Raw genomic sequence first — 18,465 nt, 5'->3', positions numbered from 1 at the left:
GGCATGCCCAGGATCCGCTCGGCGATCTGGTTGCGGGTCACCTCGGAGGTGCCGCCGGCGATCGTCATGCCGCGCGACCCGCTGATCAACTAGGTTTCGTTGCGCGAGCGTGCATGTTTGTACGACGACACGCCGCACGGAGCGGCATTCTGCGCACGCTCGCGAGGAAAGGGCTAGGCAGGGGCGAATTGTGGCGCGCCGCCGCTGCCCTTCTCGGGCTGGATGGCGACGGGCAGGCCGCACGTCACCGAATCCGGTTCGCAGCCAACGATGTTGGCGGCCACCCGCAGCCCGCTCTGCTCGGCGAGCTCGACGATCGCGATCACGTAGGGCGTCGGGATCTCCGGGTTGTACGGGTGGTGGTTCACCGTGTAGGTGAACACCGTGCCACGTCCCGAAACCGGCCGCGCCACCAGCGGGCCGCCGCAGTCCCGGCATTCGCCGGCCGCCGGGTGCACCCAGCGCGCGCACGCGTCGCAGTGTTCGATGAGCAACTCGCCTGACACGGCAAATACAGTACACTCTATTGGTTCGGTGTGGGTGACGGGTTGCTGGGACGGATGGTGCACATGACCTACTTCGAAAAAGACGCGATCATCTCCGGCCTCGGCATCTCGCGCATCGGCCGTCGCACCGGGATCCCCGGCCTGGAGCTGACCATGGAGTCGGTGCGCGCCGCCATCGCGGACGCCGGCCTGTCGCCAGCCGACATCGACGGGATCGCCACCCTCGGCGACACGCCGGCCGCGGACGTCAACGCCGAACTGCGCATCGAGGCGGCCGACTGCGGGGCCGGCTTCGGCACCGGGGGCCTGCTGAGCCCGGTGATGTCGGCGTGCCGCGCGGTCGCCGAGCGGCGCGCTCGCCACGTGGTGATCTACCGGACGATACAAATGCTCGGCGGAACGGTCCCGGTCAAGCGGGAGGAAAACGCGCCCGCGCCGCCGCTGGCGCGAATGTTCGAGACCCCCGAGGGCGCGCCGAAGCCGGCGGTCGGCGCGATGGACGACGTCAACGACCTGGTCGCGGCCCACGCCTATTCCGCCGCGAACTGGTTGGCCCTGAACTGCCGCCGCCACATGGAGCTGTACGGGACCACCAAGGAACAGCTGGGCTGGCTGGCGCTCAACGGTCGGCGCAACGCCGCGCTGAATCCCCTTGCGGTCTACCGCGAACCGATGACCATGGCCGACTACCTGGCGGCGCGGCCGGTCTCGACGCCGTTCGGCCTGCTGGACTGCGACGTCCCCATCGACGGTTCGATTGCGGTGGTGGTGTCGCACGCCGAGTACGCCCGCGACTGCCCGCACCGCGCGGTGGCGGTGGAGGCGATCGGCGGGTCCGACGGCGCCGGCGGCTGGTTCCACCGCGACGACTACCCGAAGATGGCGATGTCGGACGCGACGGTCCAGATGTGGTCGCGCACGCAGTTGACGCCCGCCGACCTGGAGCTGGCCGAGTTGTACGACGGCTTCACGTTTCTCGCCCTCGCGTGGCTGGAGGCGCTGGGGGTGTGCGGCGACGGCGAGGCCGGGCCGTTCGTCGAGGGCGGCGCGCGCATCGCCCTCGACGGCCAACTGCCGCTGAACACCTACGGCGGCCAGCTGTCGGCGGGGCGCATGCACGGCTACTGGGCCTTGCATGAAGGGTGCCTGCAGCTGCGCGGCGACGCGGGGGAGCGCCAGGTGTCCAAACGCCCCGAGGTCGGCGTGGTTTCGGTGGGCGGTGGCCCCGTCGCCGGATGCATGTTGCTCACCTGTTGAGATAGCTCGTGGCACAGCGCGATTCCGGCCCCGCGGACAAACTGGCCGCACAGATTGCCCGCCAGATCGAGGCGGACATCGTCCGGCGCGGCTGGACCGTCGGCGAATCGCTCGGCTCCGAACACGCCCTGCAACAGCGCTACGGCGTGAGCCGATCGGTGCTGCGCGAGGCCGTTCGCCTGGTCGAACACCACCAGGTCGCCCGGATGCGCCGCGGACCCGGCGGCGGGCTGCTGATCTGCCGGCCGGACGCCGGCCCGGCGACCCGCGCCGTGGTGATCTACCTCGAGTACCTGGGCACCACGCTGGTCGACCTGCTCAACGCGCGCCTGGTGCTCGAGCCGCTGGCGGCCTCCCTTGCGGCGGAACGCATCGACGAAGCCGGCATCGAGCGGCTGCGCGCGGTGTTGCGGGCGCAGGAGCAGTGGCGGCCCGGCCTGCCGGCGCCGCGCGACGAGTTCCACATCGCGCTGGCGGAGCAATCCAAAAACCCGGTCCTGCAACTGTTCATCGACATCCTGATGCGGCTCACCACGCGCTACGCCCTGCAGTCGCGGACCGACTCGTCGACCGAGGCCATCGAGGCGGTCGAGCACATGCACCGCGACCACTCGCGGCTCGTCGCCGCCGTCACCGCCGGCGATGCGGCGCGGGCCAAGACGCTTTCCGAACGCCACGTCGAAGCGGTGACGTCCTGGCTGCAGCGCCATTACCCCGGCGAGGGAACCCGGCCGCGCGGGGTGCGCCGGCTCCGGCCGGGCCTGTCCCTCGAAGGTGACGCGCCGCACGGCAAACTCGCCGAGATGCTGGCCGCCACCATCGGCGACGAGATCGCCGCCGACGGCTGGCGGGTCGGCTCCGTGTTCGGGACGGAGACGGCCCTGCTGGAGCGCTACCGGGTCAGCCGCGCGGTGTTCCGGGAGGCGGTGCGGTTGCTCGAATATCACTCGGTCGCGCGGATGCGGCGCGGGCCGGGTGGCGGCCTGATCGTCACCACGCCGCACGCCGAGGCCAGCATCGACACCATCGCCCTGTACCTGCAGTACCGCAGGCCGACCCGGGAAGACCTGCGCTGCGTTCGCGACGCCATCGAGATCGACAACGTCGCCCGGATCGTCAAGCGCCGCAGCGAGTCCGAGGTGGCGGCGTTTGTGGCGACCCGTTCGGGGAGCCACGACGGGGACGTGCGCAAGGCCGTCGCCGAGGAGGCCCGCTTCCACCTTGGATTGGCCCAACTGGCTGGCAACGCGCTGCTGGACCTGTTCCTTCGCATCATCATCGAGCTGTTTCGCCGGCACTGGTCCAGCACCGCGCGGACGGAGCCGAACTGGGCCGACGTCGTCGCCGTCGAGCACGCGCATCTGCGGATCCTGCAGGCGATCGAGGCCGGCGACGACAGCCTCGCCCGGTATCGCATCCGGCGCCACCTCGACGCCGCGGCCTCGTGGTGGCTGTGACGCGTTCGTGCGCATACCGAATGGCCTTATCGGGTATTGGGAGGGGGAATGACGAACGGCCGGTCCAGCAGGGGGGTTGGCACTTGTGATCGAAAGCGAGCGCGCGCCGGTGACGGGAGGCTTCGGGGGGACGGATACCGACCATGCGGGTTTCGTTCATTCCGGGCTCCTCTACCGTTCGCAGGGGGAGTACCTGGACTTTGTGGTTCGCTTCGTCGTCGACGGGTTGGCGCGCGACGAGGACGTTTTCGTGGCGGTGCCCGGCGACAAGCTGGACATGCTGCGCGACGCGCTGCCCCGCCCCGGCGAATTCCCCGCGGAAGTGCGGATGGCCGACGTCGCCGAGATCGGCCGCAACCCGAGCCGATTCATGGCCATGGAGGGTTCCTTCATCGACGAACACCAGGGTCGGCGGGTGCGAATCGTGAGCGAGCTCGCCTGGCCCGAACGCACCGACGAGGAAATCGTCGCCTGCTCCGAACACGAGGCGCTGGTCAACTCGGCCCTCGACGGATACCCCGCGACCGGGTTGTGCCTCTACGACGCGAGTGTGCTGGCTGACGAGGTGCTGGCCGATGCCCGCGCGACGCACCCCCTGCTGTGGAGCGGTGGCGCGCTGCATCGCAGCGCCGAATACGCGCCCGACGAGGTCTTGGATCGTTGCAACCGGCCGCTCGCCGCCAAGCCGGGCGCCGTCACGTACCTGGTCAGGAAGTCGGCGGACCTGCGGCTCGCCCGCTCGTTCGCCGTCGACTACGCCGGCTGGGTGGGGATGTCGCAGGACGGCATCGAGGATCTGCAACTGATCGCGACGGAGCTGGCCAGCAACAGCCTGATGTACACGGACGGGGCCTGCCGGCTGGCCTTCTGGCGCGAGGACGAGCACCTGGTCTGCGAGGCGCGCGACACGGGGCGGCTTGGGGACCCGCTGGTGGGGCGCCTGGACCCCGGCCCGAGCGGCCCGGCCAGCCGTGGGCTGTATCTGGTCAATGCGATATCGGACCTGGTCCGCACGCACACCACGCCGGCCGGGACGACGATCCAGGCCTACCTGCGCTTCGACGCGTCGCCCGGGCCGAACGGATAGGGGCTTCGATCACGAAAGCGCCTGTCCGGCAATGAGTTACCGGGACGCACAAAAAGGATTTGCATTGCCGGCGCGCGACGTCTAATGTCGGCGCTCGTGCGTCTTCTTCAGCGTGCCTTGCACAAGGCAGTAGTAGCCAGCACCCGCAGCGGGGTCTGATCCCAGACCGACCCCCCGCTGTGGGTCGGAAGCTACTACCGTCGGTCACCCCTGCTGAGCAGAGAAGACCGAGACCGTGGCTCTTACCAAATCCCTTCCCCCCTTGGGCGACCACTTCGGCGCCGCCTTGCCGCGCGGGCTGCGTGAGGAGGCCGACGCGATGTCGTGGGACGCCTTCGTCGCCACCTACGGACGCACCGCCGGCCCGCTGCGACTGGGGCACTGGGCGTGCACCGACGCCGAGCGGCCCGCCGGGCGGCTCGGCCCCCAGGCCCGCAACTTTCGAGCGATGATCGCCGTCGGCGATCACATCAGCACGTCGACCGCCGCCGCCAGCGGTCCGATCGCCGCCCTCACCGCGATGCTGCACGAGCGCGGAATCACGGTGGAGATGTTGCGGTTTCACCAGATCCGTTGCGGCGCCGCGACGGCCACGTTTATCCGCGGCAGCAACGGGATTCGCGCCGAGTGGGCGATGGGCCTCTCGGAAGACCCGACCCAGTCGGCGTTGCGCGCGGTGATCGCGTGCGCCAACCGGCTGTTGGCGTGACCGGCCTTACAGCCGGCGCAGCAAGATCGGCATGCCGTCCTTGGGCACCGGCATGCCGCCGTAGTCCCACTCGGCCTGGTACCCCGGGCGGGGCAGCTCCAGCCGGTAGCGGCGCAGCAGGCGGTGCAGGATCGACTTGATCTCCAACTGCCCGAACACCATTCCGATGCACTTGTGCGCGCCACCGCCGAACGGCGTCCACCCATAGCGGTGCCGCTTGTGCTCGCTGCGCGGCTCGGTGAACCGGTCCGGGTCGAACTTCAGCGGATCCGTCCAGAGTTCCGGCAGCCGGTGATTCATCCCGGGATAGGCGATCACGTTGGTGCCCTTCGGGATGTAGTAGCCCAGCAGGTCCGTGTCGCGCACGGTCTGGCGCATGGCCCACTGCACCGGCGTCACCAGCCGGATCGACTCGTTCATCACCAGGTCCAGCGACTCGAGCTTCTCGAGGGAGTCGATGTCGAGCGGCCCGTCGCCGATCAGGCGGTCCGACTCGTCGCGGCAGCGCTCCTGCCACTCCGGGTGGGCGGCCAGCTGGTAGACCATCGTGGTGGCCGTCGACGTCGACGTGTCGTGCGCGGCCATCATCAGGAAGATCATGTGGTTGACGATGTCCTCGTCGGAGAACTTGTTGCCGTCCTCGTCCTCGGTCTGGCACAACACCGACAGCAGGTCGTTGCCGTCCTTCCCGCGCTGTTCCTTGACGCGCTCGCGGAAGTAGTTCTCCAGCAGTTCGCGGGCCTTCAGGCCGCGCCACCAGGTGAACGGCGGGACACCGGTGCGGATGATCGCGTTGCCGGCGCGGGTGGTGACCGTGAACGCCTTGTTCACCTTGGTCACCAGCTCGCGGTCGGTGCCCGGCGCGTGGCCCATGAACACCATCGAGGCGATGTCGAGGGTCAGCTCCTTCATCGCCGGATAGAGGAGGAAGCGCGCGTCGTTGACCACCCAGTCGTCGGCGACCGTTTTCGTGATGACCTTGTCCATCTGCTCGACGTAGGAGACGAGCCGGGACCGGACGAACGCCTCCTGCATGATCCGCCGGTGGAACATGTGCTCTTCGAAGTCGAGCAGCATCAGCCCGCGGTGGAAGAACGGACCGATCACCGGCACCCAGCCCTGCTGGGAGTAGTCCTTGTTGCGGTTGGAGTAGATGACCTGCGCCGCGTCGGGGCCCAGCGCCGCGACGCCCGGCAACACCGGCGAGTCCCCGAAGACGACCGGGCCCTTGGTCTGGTACAGGAACAACAGGTAGTCGGGTCCACCGCGCAGCATCTCGATGATGTGCCCGAGGACCGGCAGCCCCGCGTCACCGAGGACCGGCTTGAGCCCGCTGCCCGGCGGCGGGTCGGCGAGCTTGTGCTCGGGGAACTGGGTGTTGAGCAGCCTGCGTTCGACCAGGCCCATGCCGGGGAAGTTGTTGAACGACGGGGTCAACCGGCGGCGCGCCTGATCGAGCAGATAGTTCGGGGTGCTGATAGTGGCGGCCATGAAACTCCTTCGCGCTCCTTGGCGGGCCCGGGGCGGGTGACAGCGGTCACTGATCCCTACCTTCGGGAAAAACTTGACGGCTGTCAAGTTTGCTTTTCCTGTGGCGTGGTGCAAGGTCGATGACGTGAGCAGCCACGCCGACCCGGACCCGGGCGAACCGGCCATTCGCCGCCGGGGCGACAAGCATCGGCAGGCGATCATGCAGGCGGTGCGCGACCTGCTCGAGGAAGTACCGTTCGCGGAGCTGTCGGTGAGCACCATCAGCCTGCGCGCCGGGGTCGCCCGATCGGGCTTCTACTTCTACTTCGACTCCAAGTACGCGGTGCTCGCCCAGATCATGGCCTACGCCGCCGAGGAACTCGAAGAGCTCACCCAATACTTCGCCCCCCGCCAGCCGGGCGAGTCGCCGGAGCAGTTCGCCAAGCGGATGGTCCGCAGCGCCGCCGCGGTCTACGCGCACAACGACCCGGTGATGGCGGCCTGTGAGGTGGCCCGCCACACCGACGTTCAGATTCAAGAGCTGCTGGAGCGGCAGTTCGAGATGGTGCTGGGCCAGATCACCGCGATCGTCGAGGCGGAGATCAAGGCGGGTACCGCGAACCCGATCAGCGACGACGTCCCGGCGCTCGTGCGCATCCTGGCGGGCACCACCTCCCTGACGCTGAGCGGCGACCCGCTGCTCGCCGGACGCCAAGGTCATCAAGACGACGTGGAGCGCCGCGTGCGGGTGCTCGAGCAGCTGTGGCTGAATTCGCTCTGGGGTGGCGGCCCGAAGTAACGCGGTATGGTCACGGCCATGGGGCTAAGGCTTCCGGGGGCATCTGGGCGGTATTTCGCGGGGAAGCGGTGCCTGGTCACCGGGGCGGCCAGCGGGATCGGGCGCGCGACCGCCCTGCGGTTGGCCGCGCAGGGCGCCGAGCTGTACCTGACCGACCGCAACGCCGACGGCCTCGAGTCGACCGTGGCCGACGCCCGCGCGCTGGGGGCGGCGGTGCCCGCCCACCGCGCTCTCGACATCGCCGACCACGACCAGGTGGCGGCGTTTGCCGCCGACATCCACGCCGAGCATTCGACCATGGACGTCGTGCTGAACATCGCCGGCGTGTCGGCGTGGGGCACCGTCGACCGGCTGACCCACGAGCAGTGGAGCAAGATGATCGCGATCAACCTGATGGGTCCGATCCACGTCATCGAGGCGTTCGTTCCCCCGATGCTGGCGGCCGGCCGGGGCGGGCACGTGGTCAACGTGTCGTCGGCGGCGGGGCTGGTTGCGCTGCCGTGGCACGCGGCCTACAGCGCGAGCAAGTTCGGGCTGCGCGGCCTGTCCGAGGTGTTGCGCTTCGACCTCGCGCGCCACGGCATCGGGGTGTCGGTCGTGGTGCCCGGCGCGGTGAAGACCCCGTTGGTGGACACGGTCGAAATCGCCGGGGTCGACCGCGAGGATCCCCGGGTCGCCCGCTGGGTGGACCGCTTCAGCGGACACGCGGTGTCGCCGGAAAGGGCGGCCGAGAAGATCCTGGCCGGCGTCGCGAAGAACCGCTACCTGATCTACACGTCGAGCGACATCCGCGCGCTGTACGCCTTCAAGCGGCTGGCCTGGTGGCCATACAGCGTGGCGATGCGTCAGGTGAACGTGATCTTCACGCGCGCACTGCGTCCCGCCCCGGCGCCGCTAGTCTCCCATGGCCAGCTCGAGACGCACGCCGAGTAGCCGAATCGGCCGGTCCAGCTCGAAGAGGTCCAGCACGCGCAGGGCCGCGTCGGTGATGGTGTCGGCGTCGGTGGTGGGGGCGGGCAGCTTGCGGATCTTGGTGCGGGTGTAGAACGTCGCGGTCCGCACGGTGACGGCGACGCGGGTGACGATCCGCCCCGCCGCCAGCACGTCATCCAAGGCCTGGCGCGCCAATTGGGTTATGGCCGAGTCCATTTCGGCCCGCTCGGTCAGGTCGCGCGGAAAGGTGACGACGTGGCTGCGCGAGCGCGGTACCCACGGCTCGGCGCTGACTTCCGCGTCGCCGCCACCCTTGGCCAGCAGCAGCAGCCACAGGCCGGTGCGCGGGCCGAAGGTGGACGTCAGCAGCTCGGCGTCGGCGCCCGCCAGCTCGCGCACCGTGGTGATATCAAGGGCCGCAAGCTTTTTCGCCGTTTTCGGGCCCACCCCCCACAGCGCGTCGACCGGACGCTCCGCCATCACCGCCATCCAGTTCGCGTCGGTGAGCGCAAAAATGCCGGCCGGTTTCGCGAAGCCGGTGGCGACCTTGGCCCGCTGTTTGTTGTCGCTGATGCCGACCGAGCAGGACAGTCCGGTTTCCGACGCCACGACCGTCCGGATCTGTTCTGCCACCTCGGTCGGATCCCCGCCCTCGACGCCGACGTACGCCTCGTCCCAGCCCCACACCTCGACCGGATGCCCCAGGTCGCGCAGCAGGCCCATCACCTGATCGGAGGCCTCGTCGTAGGCGGCCGGGTCCGACGGCAGGAAGGTGGCGTCCGGGCAGCGGCGGGCGGCGGTGCGCAACGGCATGCCGGCGTGCACGCCGAACTCGCGGGCCTCGTACGAGGCGCAGGTGACCACCTTGCGCGGCTCGGTCGGGTCGCCGCTGCCGCCGACGATGACCGGCAGCCCGGCCAGTTCGGGGTGGCGGCGCAGCTCGACCGAGGCCAGGAACTGGTCGAGGTCGACATGCAGGACCCAGCTCATGGCGCCCTCACCGGCCACAGAGCTTGCGCGCCAGGCTTTCCCACGCATCGCACAACGTGTCCATGGTGTGGCCGCCGCCATTGAGTTGGTGCTCCACGTAATCCGCGTCGAGCAGCGAGAGCAGCGCGTCGGTCTGGATATCGAGGTCGCCGGTGGTGCCCGCCGAGGCCAGCAGCAGCCGCACGTGCGTGCGCTGCACCTCGAGCGCCCCGGCGTGGCGCAGCTGCGGGTCGCGGTTGGCCGCCGACAGCAGTTCGTGGTGGGCGTGGACGAAACACATCCGCTCGCGACCGAAGGCGACCAGGCGATCCATCGGCGGGGCATCCGGTCCGAGTGGCGGCGGACCGAACAGAAACGCCTGCTGGCTGGCGCGCTCGTCGTCGTCGAGCAGCACCATCATCAGGCCGGCCCGGCTGCCGAAGCGGCGGAACAGCGTGCCCTTGCCGACTCCCGCGGCAGCGGCGACGTCGTCCATGGTGACGGCGTCGGCGCCGCGCTCGGCGACCAGCCGGCGGGCGGCCTGCAGCAGGAGGGTGCGGTTGCGGGCCGCGTCGCCCCGTTCCTGGGGAACCGACACGGGCAACTCGCGCGACCGCTCGACACCGCTCACATCCGCACTTTAGCGCCGCCGGAATAAACCGGACTATAGTCCGGTTGGGGCATGCAAGGATGTAGACCAACGGCCGAAGGGAAACAAGGTTGTCAGAGATCAAGATTTTGGCGTTAGTGGGCAGCCTGCGCGCTGCGTCGATCAACCGCCAGATCGCCGAGCTGGCGGGGGCGGTGGCTCCCGACGGCGTGACCGTCACGATCTTCGAGGGGCTGGCTGAGCTGCCGTTCTACAACGAGGAGATCGACGACTCGATGACGACCGGCGTGCCGGCGCTGGCCCCGGTGGCCGCGCTGCGCGGCGCTGCGGCCGACGCGGACGCCGCGCTGGTGGTCACCCCGGAGTACAACGGCAGCATCCCCGCGGTCATCAAGAACGCGATCGACTGGCTGTCCCGCCCGTGGGGCGACGGCGCGCTGAAGGGCAAGCCCCTGGCGGTCGTCGGGGGGTCCTTCGGACAGTACGGCGGCGTGTGGGCGCACGACGAGACGCGCAAGTCGTTCGGAATCGCCGGCGCCCGCGTGATCGAGTCGATCAAGCTGTCCGTGCCGTTCAAAACCCTGGACGGCAAGGGGCCCGCCGAACACCCCGAGCTCCCGGCGAACGTGCGTGACGTCGTCGGCAAGCTGGCCGCCGAAGTCGGCTGAATTTAGCGGGAACCGACAAGCCGCGCGCCGGCCACCAGCGACGTTTCGATAACCGAATAGCCAAAGCCGCCAGCCCGCGCTGGCGGCTTTGCTGACGGTCCGTCGGGGCTCGCGATCGTGCCGGCGGTGTCGGTGCCCGGTGATATACCGGTGCGCATGAGCTCGCGTGACCGACATGTGACCTGCGACACGCCGAGGGCGTGTCGGCCGGAGGGCTTACGACCAGCGAATTTCAAAATTGTTATTCCGAACATCTTGTATCTGGACAACTTGTCGGCCACTAGGTGTAGTGTTTCGAGGCACCGGCAGATCCCAGGTTTCCCAAGCTGGCCGGGCTTGGGGGCCTCCCCGAATCGGCTCGAAGACCTCGAAGCCGCACGACGGGAATCACGGGGCCTGGCGGGCCGCTGAACACAGCGAGGACCGAGTTTGGTGCAGTACCCAAGTAGTTGCCAGTCCGTTACACGTTCCCCTTCCGCAAAGGAGCGGCATCCATGAGCATCACCGTCTACACGAAGCCCGCGTGCGTGCAGTGCAGCGCCACCTTCAAGGCCCTGGACAAGCAGGGCATCGCCTACCAGAAGGTCGACATCACGCTGGACGCAGAGTCGCGGGACTACGTGATGGCGCTGGGCTACCTGCAGGCTCCCGTGGTGGTGGCGGGCAACGACCACTGGTCGGGGTTCCGGCCCGATCGCATCAAGGCGCTCGCCGAGTCGGCACTCAGCGCGTAGGCAAAGCGTTAGGTAAGGAGGTTGCGGTGCCATGGACGTGGGGCGCAACCTGGTCTACTTCTCTTCCGTGTCGGAGAGCACCCACCGCTTCGTGCAGAAGCTGGGTGTTCCCGCCACACGGATACCGCTGCACGGGCGCATCGAGGTCGACGAGCCGTACGTGCTGATAGTGCCGACGTACGGCGGTGGACGGCACGATTTGGACATCAACGCCGCGGGGTATGTCCCTAAGCAGGTCATCGCCTTCTTGAACAACGAGCTCAACCGGTCGCTGATCCGCGGCGTCATCGCCGCGGGCAACAACGACTACGGGATCGCATTCGCGTACGCGGGCAACATCATCTCGCGCAAGTGCCGCGTTCCCTACCTTTACCGCTTCGAACTGATGGGGACCCCGGACGACGTGGATGCCGTCCGTGCCGGCCTCGCCGATTTCTGGAAGGAACAGACGTGCCACCAACCGTCACTGCAGAGCCTGTAGCCGCCGGCACGCATGTGTCGCCCGAAGAGACGGACTACCACGCTCTGAACGCGATGCTGAACCTGTACGACAAGGACGGCAGGATTCAGTTCGACAAGGACGTGCTCGCGGCGCGCCAGTACTTCCTGGAGCACGTCAACCAGAACACCGTCTTCTTTCACAATCAGGACGAGAAGCTCGACTATCTGATCCGCGAGAACTATTACGAGCGTGAGGTTCTCGACCAGTACTCGCGCAACTTCGTCAAGGAGCTGCTGGACCGCGCCTACGCCAAGAAGTTCCGCTTCCCGACGTTTCTCGGTGCGTTCAAGTACTACACCTCCTACACGCTGAAGACGTTCGACGGGAAGCGCTACCTGGAGCGCTTCGAGGACCGCGTCGTCATGGTCGCGCTCACGTTGGCGTCCGGCGACACCGGGCTGGCCGAGAAGCTGGTCGACGAGATCATCGACGGGCGGTTCCAGCCGGCCACCCCGACGTTCTTGAACTCGGGCAAGAAGCAACGCGGCGAGCCGGTCAGCTGCTTCCTCCTTCGCATCGAGGACAACATGGAGTCAATCGGGCGATCGATCAACTCCGCCCTGCAGCTGTCCAAGCGCGGCGGGGGAGTCGCGTTGCTGCTCTCCAACATTCGCGAGCACGGCGCGCCGATCAAGAACATCGAAAACCAGTCCTCGGGCGTCATCCCGATCATGAAGCTGCTCGAGGACTCGTTCTCCTACGCCAATCAGCTGGGGGCTCGCCAGGGCGCCGGCGCGGTGTACCTGCAGGCGCATCACCCCGACATCTACCGCTTCCTGGACACCAAGCGGGAGAACGCCGACGAGAAGATCCGGATCAAGACCCTGAGCCTGGGCGTGGTGATCCCCGACATCACCTTCGAGCTGGCCAAGAAGAACGAGGACATGTACCTGTTCTCGCCGTACGACGTCGAGCGCGTCTACGGGGTGCCGTTCGCCGACATCTCAGTGACCGAGAAGTACTACGAGATGGTCGACGACGCGCGCATCCGCAAGACCAAGATCAAGGCGCGCGAGTTCTTCCAGACGCTGGCCGAGCTGCAGTTCGAGTCGGGCTACCCGTACATCATGTTTGAGGACACGGTGAACCGGGCCAACCCCATCGAGGGCAAGATCACGCACTCGAACCTGTGCTCGGAGATCCTGCAGGTGTCCACGCCGTCGGAATTCAACGATGACCTGTCGTATGCCAAGGTGGGCAAGGACATTTCGTGCAACCTGGGGTCGCTGAACATCGCCAAGACGATGGACTCGCCGGACTTCGCCCAGACGATCGAGGTGGCCATCCGGGCGCTGACCGCCGTGAGCGACCAGACGCACATCACGTCGGTGCCCTCAATCGAGCAGGGCAACAACGATTCCCACGCGATCGGGCTGGGTCAGATGAACCTGCACGGCTACCTCGCCCGGGAGGGCATCTTCTACGGTTCCGAGGAAGGCATCGACTTCACCAACATCTACTTCTACACGGTGCTCTACCACGCGCTGCGGGCCTCGAACCGGATCGCGATCGAACGCGGCACGCACTTCAAGGGTTTCGAGCGCTCCGAGTACGCGTCGGGCGAGTTCTTCGACAAGTACACCGAGCAGGCGTGGGAGCCGGCTACCGACAAGGTGCGCCAGCTGTTCGCCGACGCCGAGATCCGCATCCCCACCCAGGACGACTGGAAGCGGTTGAAGGAATCGGTCCAGGCGCACGGCATCTACAACCAGAACCTGCAGGCGGTGCCGCCGACCGGGTCGATCTCCTACATCAACCACTCCACGTCGTCGATCCACCCGATCGTGTCGAAGGTGGAGATCCGCAAGGAGGGCAAGATCGGGCGGGTCTACTACCCGGCGCCCTACATGACCAACGACAACCTCGAGTACTACCAGGACGCCTACGAGATCGGCTACGAGAAGATCATCGACACCTACGCCGCGGCCACCCAGCACGTGGACCAGGGGCTCTCGCTGACCCTGTTCTTCAAGGACACCGCCACCACCCGCGACGTGAACAAGGCGCAGATCTACGCGTGGCGCAAGGGAATCAAGACGCTGTATTACATCCGGCTGCGGCAAATGGCGCTGGAGGGCACCGAGGTCGAGGGCTGCGTCTCCTGCATGCTGTAGGGCACGCATCGGCATAAGTGGCTCGCGCCGCTCAGGTCACACTCGGCCGTCCGGCGTGGTCCGCGGGGGCTTACCGCGCTTTCCGGCCATCGGCCGCGCTATTCGGGTAGACCGGCCGCGGGTGCAGCCCTAACTTTGCACCGGACAGTGACTTTCAAGAGGGCGCCTGCTTCGGGTGCCGTCGACTGTCTGGACGCAGCCGATGACTCGAAGGGACTACCATGCCCCGAACCCGTGACGACAGTTGGGACCTCAAGACCGGAGTGGGCGCGACCGCCACGATGGTGGCCGCGGCACGAGCCGTCGCCGGCAGGCAAACCGATCCGGTGATCAGGGATCCGTTCGCCGAGGTGCTGGTTCGAGCGGTCGGATTGACGTTGTTCACCCAATTGGTCAACGGCACGATCGATTTCTCGGACGTGGACGCCGACTGGATGCCCGCGTACTTCGGCATGCGCAGCAGAAGCCTCGACGACTTCGCACTGGACGCATGCCGGTCTGGCATTCGGCAGGCCGTAATCCTGGCCTCTGGATTGGACTGCCGCGCCTACCGTTTGGGCTGGCCACCGGCGATGTCCATCTATGAAGTCGACCAACCGCAGGTAATCGAGTGGAAACGCAGCGTCCTGACGGGCGTGGGCTGGCCGCCCGCCGAGGGACATCACTGCCTGGGCATCGATCTGCGCGGGGACTGGCCAACGGCGTTGCGCCAAGCGGGTTTCGACGACGCCCAGCCGACCGTCTGGATCGTCGAAGGTATCCTGATCGGGTATCTACCGCCCCAGGCGCACGACAAAATACTCGACGCGATTACGGCATTGAGCGCTTCCGGCAGCCAGCTCGGTGCTGATTACGTCAACGGCCCCAGGGCCGACGCGCTCGGAGAAAATTTGCGAAAGCTTCACCCGATATGGAACGCACGGGACCCCGAAATAGACTTGCGCGGCCTGACTTTCACTGGGCAGCACACAGATCCCGGGGCGTATCTGGCCGAGCGTGGCTGGACGGCGCGTAGCGCCGACATCGGCGCCATCTTCCACGCGGCCGGACGAAGCGCCCCGGCCGCGGACGGTTTCGTCGAGCTCGCGAGTTTCACGCGGATGCTGACCGCGTTGCGCAGCTAGCGGGCTCGTCGCAGCCTCGCTCGCCAGCACCCCTATACCAGTCACTCGCGCGGTTCCGGGCCCGCGTGAATCGAATTTCGGTTGTGACCGCCCGGGGGAGGGCCATTCTCATGGGCGTTTCGGTACGCCGGCGACTCGTCAGCAGGCTCTGGGTGCCCACCCTGGCGGCCGTCGTTGTCGTCTTGGCGGGATTCGTCATCGACACTGCTCACGGGACCTTCGGCTCCAAGGACCGAACCCGAAGCCCGGGCAACAAGTTCTCGATCGCTCAGTTCAATCCCAAACGCATCGAATACGACATCTTCGGTGAATTGGCCGGGTGGGGGAGGGTCAGCTATTGGGACGTGAACTCGCACGCGGTCGCGGTCGACCTCGCGGCGTTGCCCTGGACGCACACGGAGGTGACCGTATTGACCACGGCCACCGCCGATATCACCGCGCAGGTGGCGGGGGGAAACGTCGGCTGCCGCATCACCGTTGACGGGCAGGTGCGCTCCGAGCACATCGCTACGGGTGAGCATGCCGGCGTCTGGTGCCAGGTGCTGTCCGCATGAACCACGACGGCGCCGTCACCAACGTGCGCAAACCGTTCGTCGCGCGGACCATCCGCAAGTTCGCCGTGCCCGTGGTCCTCGCGTGGATCGCGCTGATGGTCATCCTCAACGTGGTCGTTCCGCAGCTAGAGCCCGTCACCGAGGCGGGCCGGGGTCCTCTGGTCCCGGTCGACGCGCCATCGGCGCAGGCGCTCATCCACATCGGCGAAGTGTTCAGGGAGTCCGACAGCAACAGCCTGGTGATGGTCGTCCTCGAGGGCGAACACAAACTGGACGAAGCCGACCACGTGTTCTACAACGATCTGGTCGCAAAACTGCAGCACGACAAGCACGTTCAATACGTCATGAACCTGTGGGGCCAAGGAGCGACCGCCGCGGGGGTGCAAAGCAATGACGGAAAGGCGTCCTACACGCTGGTGCGGGTCGCCGGAAATCTCGGCTCGGCGCTATCGGACGAATCGATCAAGGCGGTGCGAGACCTGGTCTCGCAGACCAAAAGCCCGCCCGGGCTGAAGGTCTACGTCTCGGGTTCGGCACCTCTGTCGGCGGACATGCTCGAAGCCGGCAACGAGAGCCTCATCACGATCATGTTTGTCACCATCGTCCTGATCACCCTGATGCTGCTGCTCGTTTACCGCTCGATCAAGACCGCCCTGCTCGTCCTGTTCATGGTGATGCTCGAGTTGAACTGCGGGCGAGGCATCGTCGCCCTTCTCGTGTTCCACAAGTTCATCGGGATATCCGAGTTCGCGTCGAACCTCCTGGTGTCCCTGATCCTCGGCGCGGGAACCGATTACGCGATCTTCCTGGTCGGCCGCTACCACGAAGCGCGGCACGCGGGTGAAGACCGCGAGACCGCCTACTATTCCGCCGTGACCGGCGTGTCCCACGTCGTCCTCGGATCCGGTCTCGCGGTCGCCGGCGCGACGTTCTGCCTCAAGTTCACCCGGCTCAACTACTTCAATACCTGTGGGATTCCCTGCGCTCTGGCGATGCTCACGGCGGTTGCGGCCGCCCTCACCTTCGGCCCGGCGGTGCTGGCGTTGGGCAGCCGCTTCGGGGCCTTCGAGCCGAAACATCAGGGCGGAGTGGGGATTTGGCGCAAGGTCGGCACACTAACGGTGCGCTGGCCCGGCCGGATGCTGCTGGCAAGTTGCGTCGTGGTGCTCGTAGGATCGCTCACGCTTCCCACCTACCGCCCGAATTACGACGACCGGATCTACATCTCCGACGACAGCCCGTCGAAGCTGGGCTATGCCGCAAGCGACAGGCACTTCCCGGTCAGCAGGCTGAACGGCGACATGCTGATGGTCGAATCCGATCACGACATGCGCAACAGCACGGACATGATCGCACTGGACCGAGTGGCACGCACGGTGTTTCACACCCCTGGTGTCGGGTTGGTCCAGAGCGTCACCCGGCCACTGGGGACCCCGCTCGAGCATTCGTCGTTCACCTACACCATGGGCTCGATGGGAACGAAGATCAAAGAACTCCTGCCGTTCCTCACCGACCTCAACACCCGGCTCACCGACATGGCCGACATCACGAGCCGCATGACCGACCTGATGCGTCATCAGCAGGAACTGACGTCGCAAGAGGCCGGCGCGGCCCATATCGCCGCCGACGCCGCCCGGGGCATGAAAGACGTCACGGATGCGCTGCGCGACAACATCGCGGACTTCGACGATGTCTGGCGACCCGTCCGAAGCTACTTTTACTGGGAGAAGCACTGTTTCGACATCCCGCTGTGCTGGTCCCTGCGGTCGCTGTTCGATGCGACCGACAAGATCGACCAGCTCGACGAGCAGATGGACAAGAATCTGAAGGCCGCGCTGGTCCAGGACTCGGTGATGCCACAACTGGTCGAACTCCTCGGCCGCAACGTGGACCAGCTTGACCAGCTCCACCGCGTCATCCTGGCCGAACACAGCACCATCCAGCCCCAGCTGGCCCAATTGGACGAGCTGGGCCGGCAGATGATGGATCTGGGCTACGCGTTCGACAGCTCGAAGAACGACGAGTTCTTCTACCTCCCACCGGATGCGTTCTCAAACCCGTCTTTTCACATCGACCTGAGATTTTTCATGTCCCCGGATGGCAAGGCCGCCCGGTACATGATCTACCACGACGGCGAAGCGCTCACCGCCGACGGTATCCGTCACGATCAGACCTATTTGCCCGCCGCCGAGGAGGCGCTGAAGGGCACCACGCTCGGTGGGGCGCGAGTCTATCTCGGCGGCGCAGCGACGACGTACTGGGACATCCAGGATGCGGCCAAAACCGACCTGATCATCGCGGCCACGGCGGCGTTCGCGTTGATCTTCCTGGTGATGTTGCTCATCACCGGGAGCATGATCGCGGCGTTGGTCATCATCGGCACCGTCGCGTTCTCTTATTCGGGGGCGTTCGGCCTATCGGTGCTGATCTGGCAACACATGCTCGGCATCCCGATGAGCTGGCTGGGCCTGCCGCTCACGTTCATCATCCTGGTGGCGGTCGGCTCGGACTACAACCTGCTGCTCATCGCCCGCTACCTCGAAGAAAGCAAGGCGGGTCTTAACACCGGTCTGATCAGGGCGGTGGCCAATTCCGGCAAGGTGGTCACCACCGCCGGCCTGGTCTTCGCGGTCACCATGATGGCAATGGTTTCCGGCAAATTGGTCTCGGTCGGCGAAATGGGATCCACAATCGGCATTGGCCTTCTGCTCGACACACTGGTCGTGCGTTCGTTCATCACACCCGCCATCGCCCGGCTGCTCGGACCGTTCTTCTGGTGGCCCCGGCTGATCCGATCCAGACCGGCGCGCACGACCATCGGACGACGCGTGGCGGCGGTCGAATACGCGGAAATCCGTTGACACGCCTGTGTCGCATTCCGTGGACAAGACGGCCCAATCGGCATGGGTGAACCGCGGCGCACCCGTGCAGGCTTGATTGACGTTGTCCGGACGGCGTGGGTGAGGCGCGTC

Annotated in this window: 18 protein-coding genes and 1 pseudogene; 13 read left to right on the top strand and 6 right to left on the bottom strand. The window is 66.8% G+C overall.

Annotated elements, in window-relative coordinates:
• Together A9X00_RS32775 and A9X00_RS14750 are read right to left on the bottom strand one after the other, a co-directional pair.
• A pseudogene (locus A9X00_RS32775) lies at positions 1–86 on the bottom strand (acyl-CoA dehydrogenase family protein); the annotation flags it as partial.
• Between the two features lie 87 nt (positions 87–173).
• The gene (locus A9X00_RS14750; protein WP_067154445.1) at positions 174–506 is read right to left on the bottom strand and encodes a Zn-ribbon domain-containing OB-fold protein; all 333 of its coding nucleotides are present in this window, start codon (positions 504–506) and stop codon (positions 174–176) included.
• Positions 507–569: 63 nt separating this feature from the next.
• Between A9X00_RS14750 and A9X00_RS14745 the strand changes: the two genes are divergently transcribed.
• The 4 genes from A9X00_RS14745 to A9X00_RS14730 all read left to right on the top strand — a co-directional run bounded on the left by A9X00_RS14745 (position 570) and on the right by A9X00_RS14730 (position 5,016).
• Positions 570–1,763 carry a thiolase family protein gene (locus tag A9X00_RS14745; RefSeq protein ID WP_067154486.1) on the top strand — a complete coding sequence of 398 codons (1,194 nt, stop codon included), beginning with the start codon at positions 570–572 and terminating at the stop codon, positions 1,761–1,763.
• Between the two features lie 8 nt (positions 1,764–1,771).
• The gene (locus tag A9X00_RS14740) at positions 1,772–3,220 is read left to right on the top strand and encodes a FadR/GntR family transcriptional regulator (protein ID WP_067154442.1); all 1,449 of its coding nucleotides are present in this window, start codon (positions 1,772–1,774) and stop codon (positions 3,218–3,220) included.
• Between the two features lie 85 nt (positions 3,221–3,305).
• Positions 3,306–4,307, top strand: a complete 1,002-nt coding sequence (locus tag A9X00_RS14735; RefSeq protein ID WP_067154438.1) for a sensor histidine kinase — start codon at positions 3,306–3,308, stop codon at positions 4,305–4,307.
• Positions 4,308–4,542: 235 nt separating this feature from the next.
• Positions 4,543–5,016, top strand: coding sequence for a homocitrate synthase (locus A9X00_RS14730; RefSeq protein WP_067154435.1), 474 nt, complete (start codon positions 4,543–4,545; stop codon positions 5,014–5,016).
• A gap of 6 nt (positions 5,017–5,022) precedes the next feature.
• Here A9X00_RS14730 and A9X00_RS14725 read toward each other — a convergent pair whose 3' ends face one another.
• Positions 5,023–6,507 (bottom strand): cytochrome P450, encoded by a 1,485-nt coding sequence (locus tag A9X00_RS14725; protein WP_067154432.1) that lies wholly within the window; start codon positions 6,505–6,507, stop codon positions 5,023–5,025.
• Between the two features lie 124 nt (positions 6,508–6,631).
• Here A9X00_RS14725 and A9X00_RS14720 point away from each other — a divergent pair, with 124 nt between their 5' ends.
• Both A9X00_RS14720 and A9X00_RS14715 read left to right on the top strand, forming a co-directional pair.
• Positions 6,632–7,285 (top strand): TetR/AcrR family transcriptional regulator, encoded by a 654-nt coding sequence (locus tag A9X00_RS14720; RefSeq protein WP_067154483.1) that lies wholly within the window; start codon positions 6,632–6,634, stop codon positions 7,283–7,285.
• A gap of 18 nt (positions 7,286–7,303) precedes the next feature.
• Complete coding sequence (locus A9X00_RS14715) at positions 7,304–8,218, top strand: SDR family oxidoreductase (RefSeq protein ID WP_067154477.1); 915 nt, start codon at positions 7,304–7,306, stop codon at positions 8,216–8,218.
• Here A9X00_RS14715 and A9X00_RS14710 read toward each other — a convergent pair.
• Both A9X00_RS14710 and A9X00_RS14705 read right to left on the bottom strand, forming a co-directional pair.
• The gene (locus A9X00_RS14710; RefSeq protein ID WP_369830751.1) at positions 8,180–9,256 is read right to left on the bottom strand and encodes a DNA polymerase IV; all 1,077 of its coding nucleotides are present in this window, start codon (positions 9,254–9,256) and stop codon (positions 8,180–8,182) included. The genes A9X00_RS14715 and A9X00_RS14710 overlap by 39 nt on opposite strands.
• Complete coding sequence (locus tag A9X00_RS14705; RefSeq protein ID WP_067154429.1) at positions 9,216–9,818, bottom strand: TetR/AcrR family transcriptional regulator; 603 nt, start codon at positions 9,816–9,818, stop codon at positions 9,216–9,218. Before A9X00_RS14705 ends, A9X00_RS14710 begins: the two co-directional genes overlap by 41 nt.
• 89 nt (positions 9,819–9,907) lie before the next feature.
• Between A9X00_RS14705 and A9X00_RS14700 the strand changes: the two genes are divergently transcribed.
• The gene (locus tag A9X00_RS14700) at positions 9,908–10,465 is read left to right on the top strand and encodes an NAD(P)H-dependent oxidoreductase (protein ID WP_197515171.1); all 558 of its coding nucleotides are present in this window, start codon (positions 9,908–9,910) and stop codon (positions 10,463–10,465) included.
• Positions 10,466–10,467: 2 nt separating this feature from the next.
• Here the strand turns inward: A9X00_RS14700 and A9X00_RS30785 are convergent, their stop codons facing one another.
• Entirely contained in the window at positions 10,468–10,746 is a 279-nt protein-coding gene (locus A9X00_RS30785; protein ID WP_156772093.1) for a hypothetical protein, read from the bottom strand.
• 213 nt (positions 10,747–10,959) lie between these two features.
• On the opposite strand from A9X00_RS30785, the gene A9X00_RS14695 reads away from it, so the two are divergent.
• From A9X00_RS14695 to A9X00_RS14670, 6 genes are all read left to right on the top strand, one after another.
• The gene (locus tag A9X00_RS14695; RefSeq protein WP_067154423.1) at positions 10,960–11,199 is read left to right on the top strand and encodes a redoxin NrdH; all 240 of its coding nucleotides are present in this window, start codon (positions 10,960–10,962) and stop codon (positions 11,197–11,199) included.
• Positions 11,200–11,230: 31 nt separating this feature from the next.
• Entirely contained in the window at positions 11,231–11,680 is a 450-nt protein-coding gene (nrdI, locus tag A9X00_RS14690; RefSeq protein WP_067154420.1) for a class Ib ribonucleoside-diphosphate reductase assembly flavoprotein NrdI, read from the top strand.
• The gene (gene nrdE, locus A9X00_RS14685) at positions 11,650–13,815 is read left to right on the top strand and encodes a class 1b ribonucleoside-diphosphate reductase subunit alpha (protein WP_082975240.1); all 2,166 of its coding nucleotides are present in this window, start codon (positions 11,650–11,652) and stop codon (positions 13,813–13,815) included. Before nrdI ends, nrdE begins: the two co-directional genes overlap by 31 nt.
• A 221-nt stretch (positions 13,816–14,036) precedes the next feature.
• Positions 14,037–14,939 (top strand): SAM-dependent methyltransferase, encoded by a 903-nt coding sequence (locus A9X00_RS14680; RefSeq protein ID WP_067154417.1) that lies wholly within the window; start codon positions 14,037–14,039, stop codon positions 14,937–14,939.
• 110 nt (positions 14,940–15,049) lie between these two features.
• Complete coding sequence (locus tag A9X00_RS14675) at positions 15,050–15,493, top strand: MmpS family transport accessory protein (protein WP_067154414.1); 444 nt, start codon at positions 15,050–15,052, stop codon at positions 15,491–15,493.
• Positions 15,490–18,354, top strand: coding sequence for an RND family transporter (locus A9X00_RS14670; RefSeq protein WP_067154411.1), 2,865 nt, complete (start codon positions 15,490–15,492; stop codon positions 18,352–18,354). Before A9X00_RS14675 ends, A9X00_RS14670 begins: the two co-directional genes overlap by 4 nt.
• Positions 18,355–18,465: the final 111 nt, after the last annotated feature.

The sequence above is a fragment of the Mycobacterium sp. 1245805.9 genome (assembly GCF_001672915.1).
Classification (GTDB): Bacteria; Actinomycetota; Actinomycetes; order Mycobacteriales; family Mycobacteriaceae; genus Mycobacterium.
Note: the sequence above shows the minus strand (reverse complement) of the source record. Positions and strands in the feature narration are given on the sequence as shown.

Excerpts from the sequence above, each read along its gene's own strand:
- nrdI (WP_067154420.1), top strand. The coding sequence starts at position 11,231 with ATGGACGTGGGGCGCAACCTGGTCTACTTCTCTTCCGTGTCGGAGAGC.
- A9X00_RS14725 (WP_067154432.1), bottom strand. The coding sequence starts at position 6,507 with ATGGCCGCCACTATCAGCACCCCGAACTATCTGCTCGATCAGGCGCGC.
- A9X00_RS14680 (WP_067154417.1), top strand. The coding sequence starts at position 14,037 with ATGCCCCGAACCCGTGACGACAGTTGGGACCTCAAGACCGGAGTGGGC.
- A9X00_RS14745 (WP_067154486.1), top strand. The coding sequence starts at position 570 with ATGACCTACTTCGAAAAAGACGCGATCATCTCCGGCCTCGGCATCTCG.
- A9X00_RS14675 (WP_067154414.1), top strand. The coding sequence starts at position 15,050 with ATGGGCGTTTCGGTACGCCGGCGACTCGTCAGCAGGCTCTGGGTGCCC.
- A9X00_RS14715 (WP_067154477.1), top strand. The coding sequence starts at position 7,304 with ATGGGGCTAAGGCTTCCGGGGGCATCTGGGCGGTATTTCGCGGGGAAG.
- A9X00_RS14710 (WP_369830751.1), bottom strand. The coding sequence starts at position 9,256 with ATGCGTGGGAAAGCCTGGCGCGCAAGCTCTGTGGCCGGTGAGGGCGCC.
- A9X00_RS14695 (WP_067154423.1), top strand. The coding sequence starts at position 10,960 with ATGAGCATCACCGTCTACACGAAGCCCGCGTGCGTGCAGTGCAGCGCC.
- A9X00_RS14670 (WP_067154411.1), top strand. The coding sequence starts at position 15,490 with ATGAACCACGACGGCGCCGTCACCAACGTGCGCAAACCGTTCGTCGCG.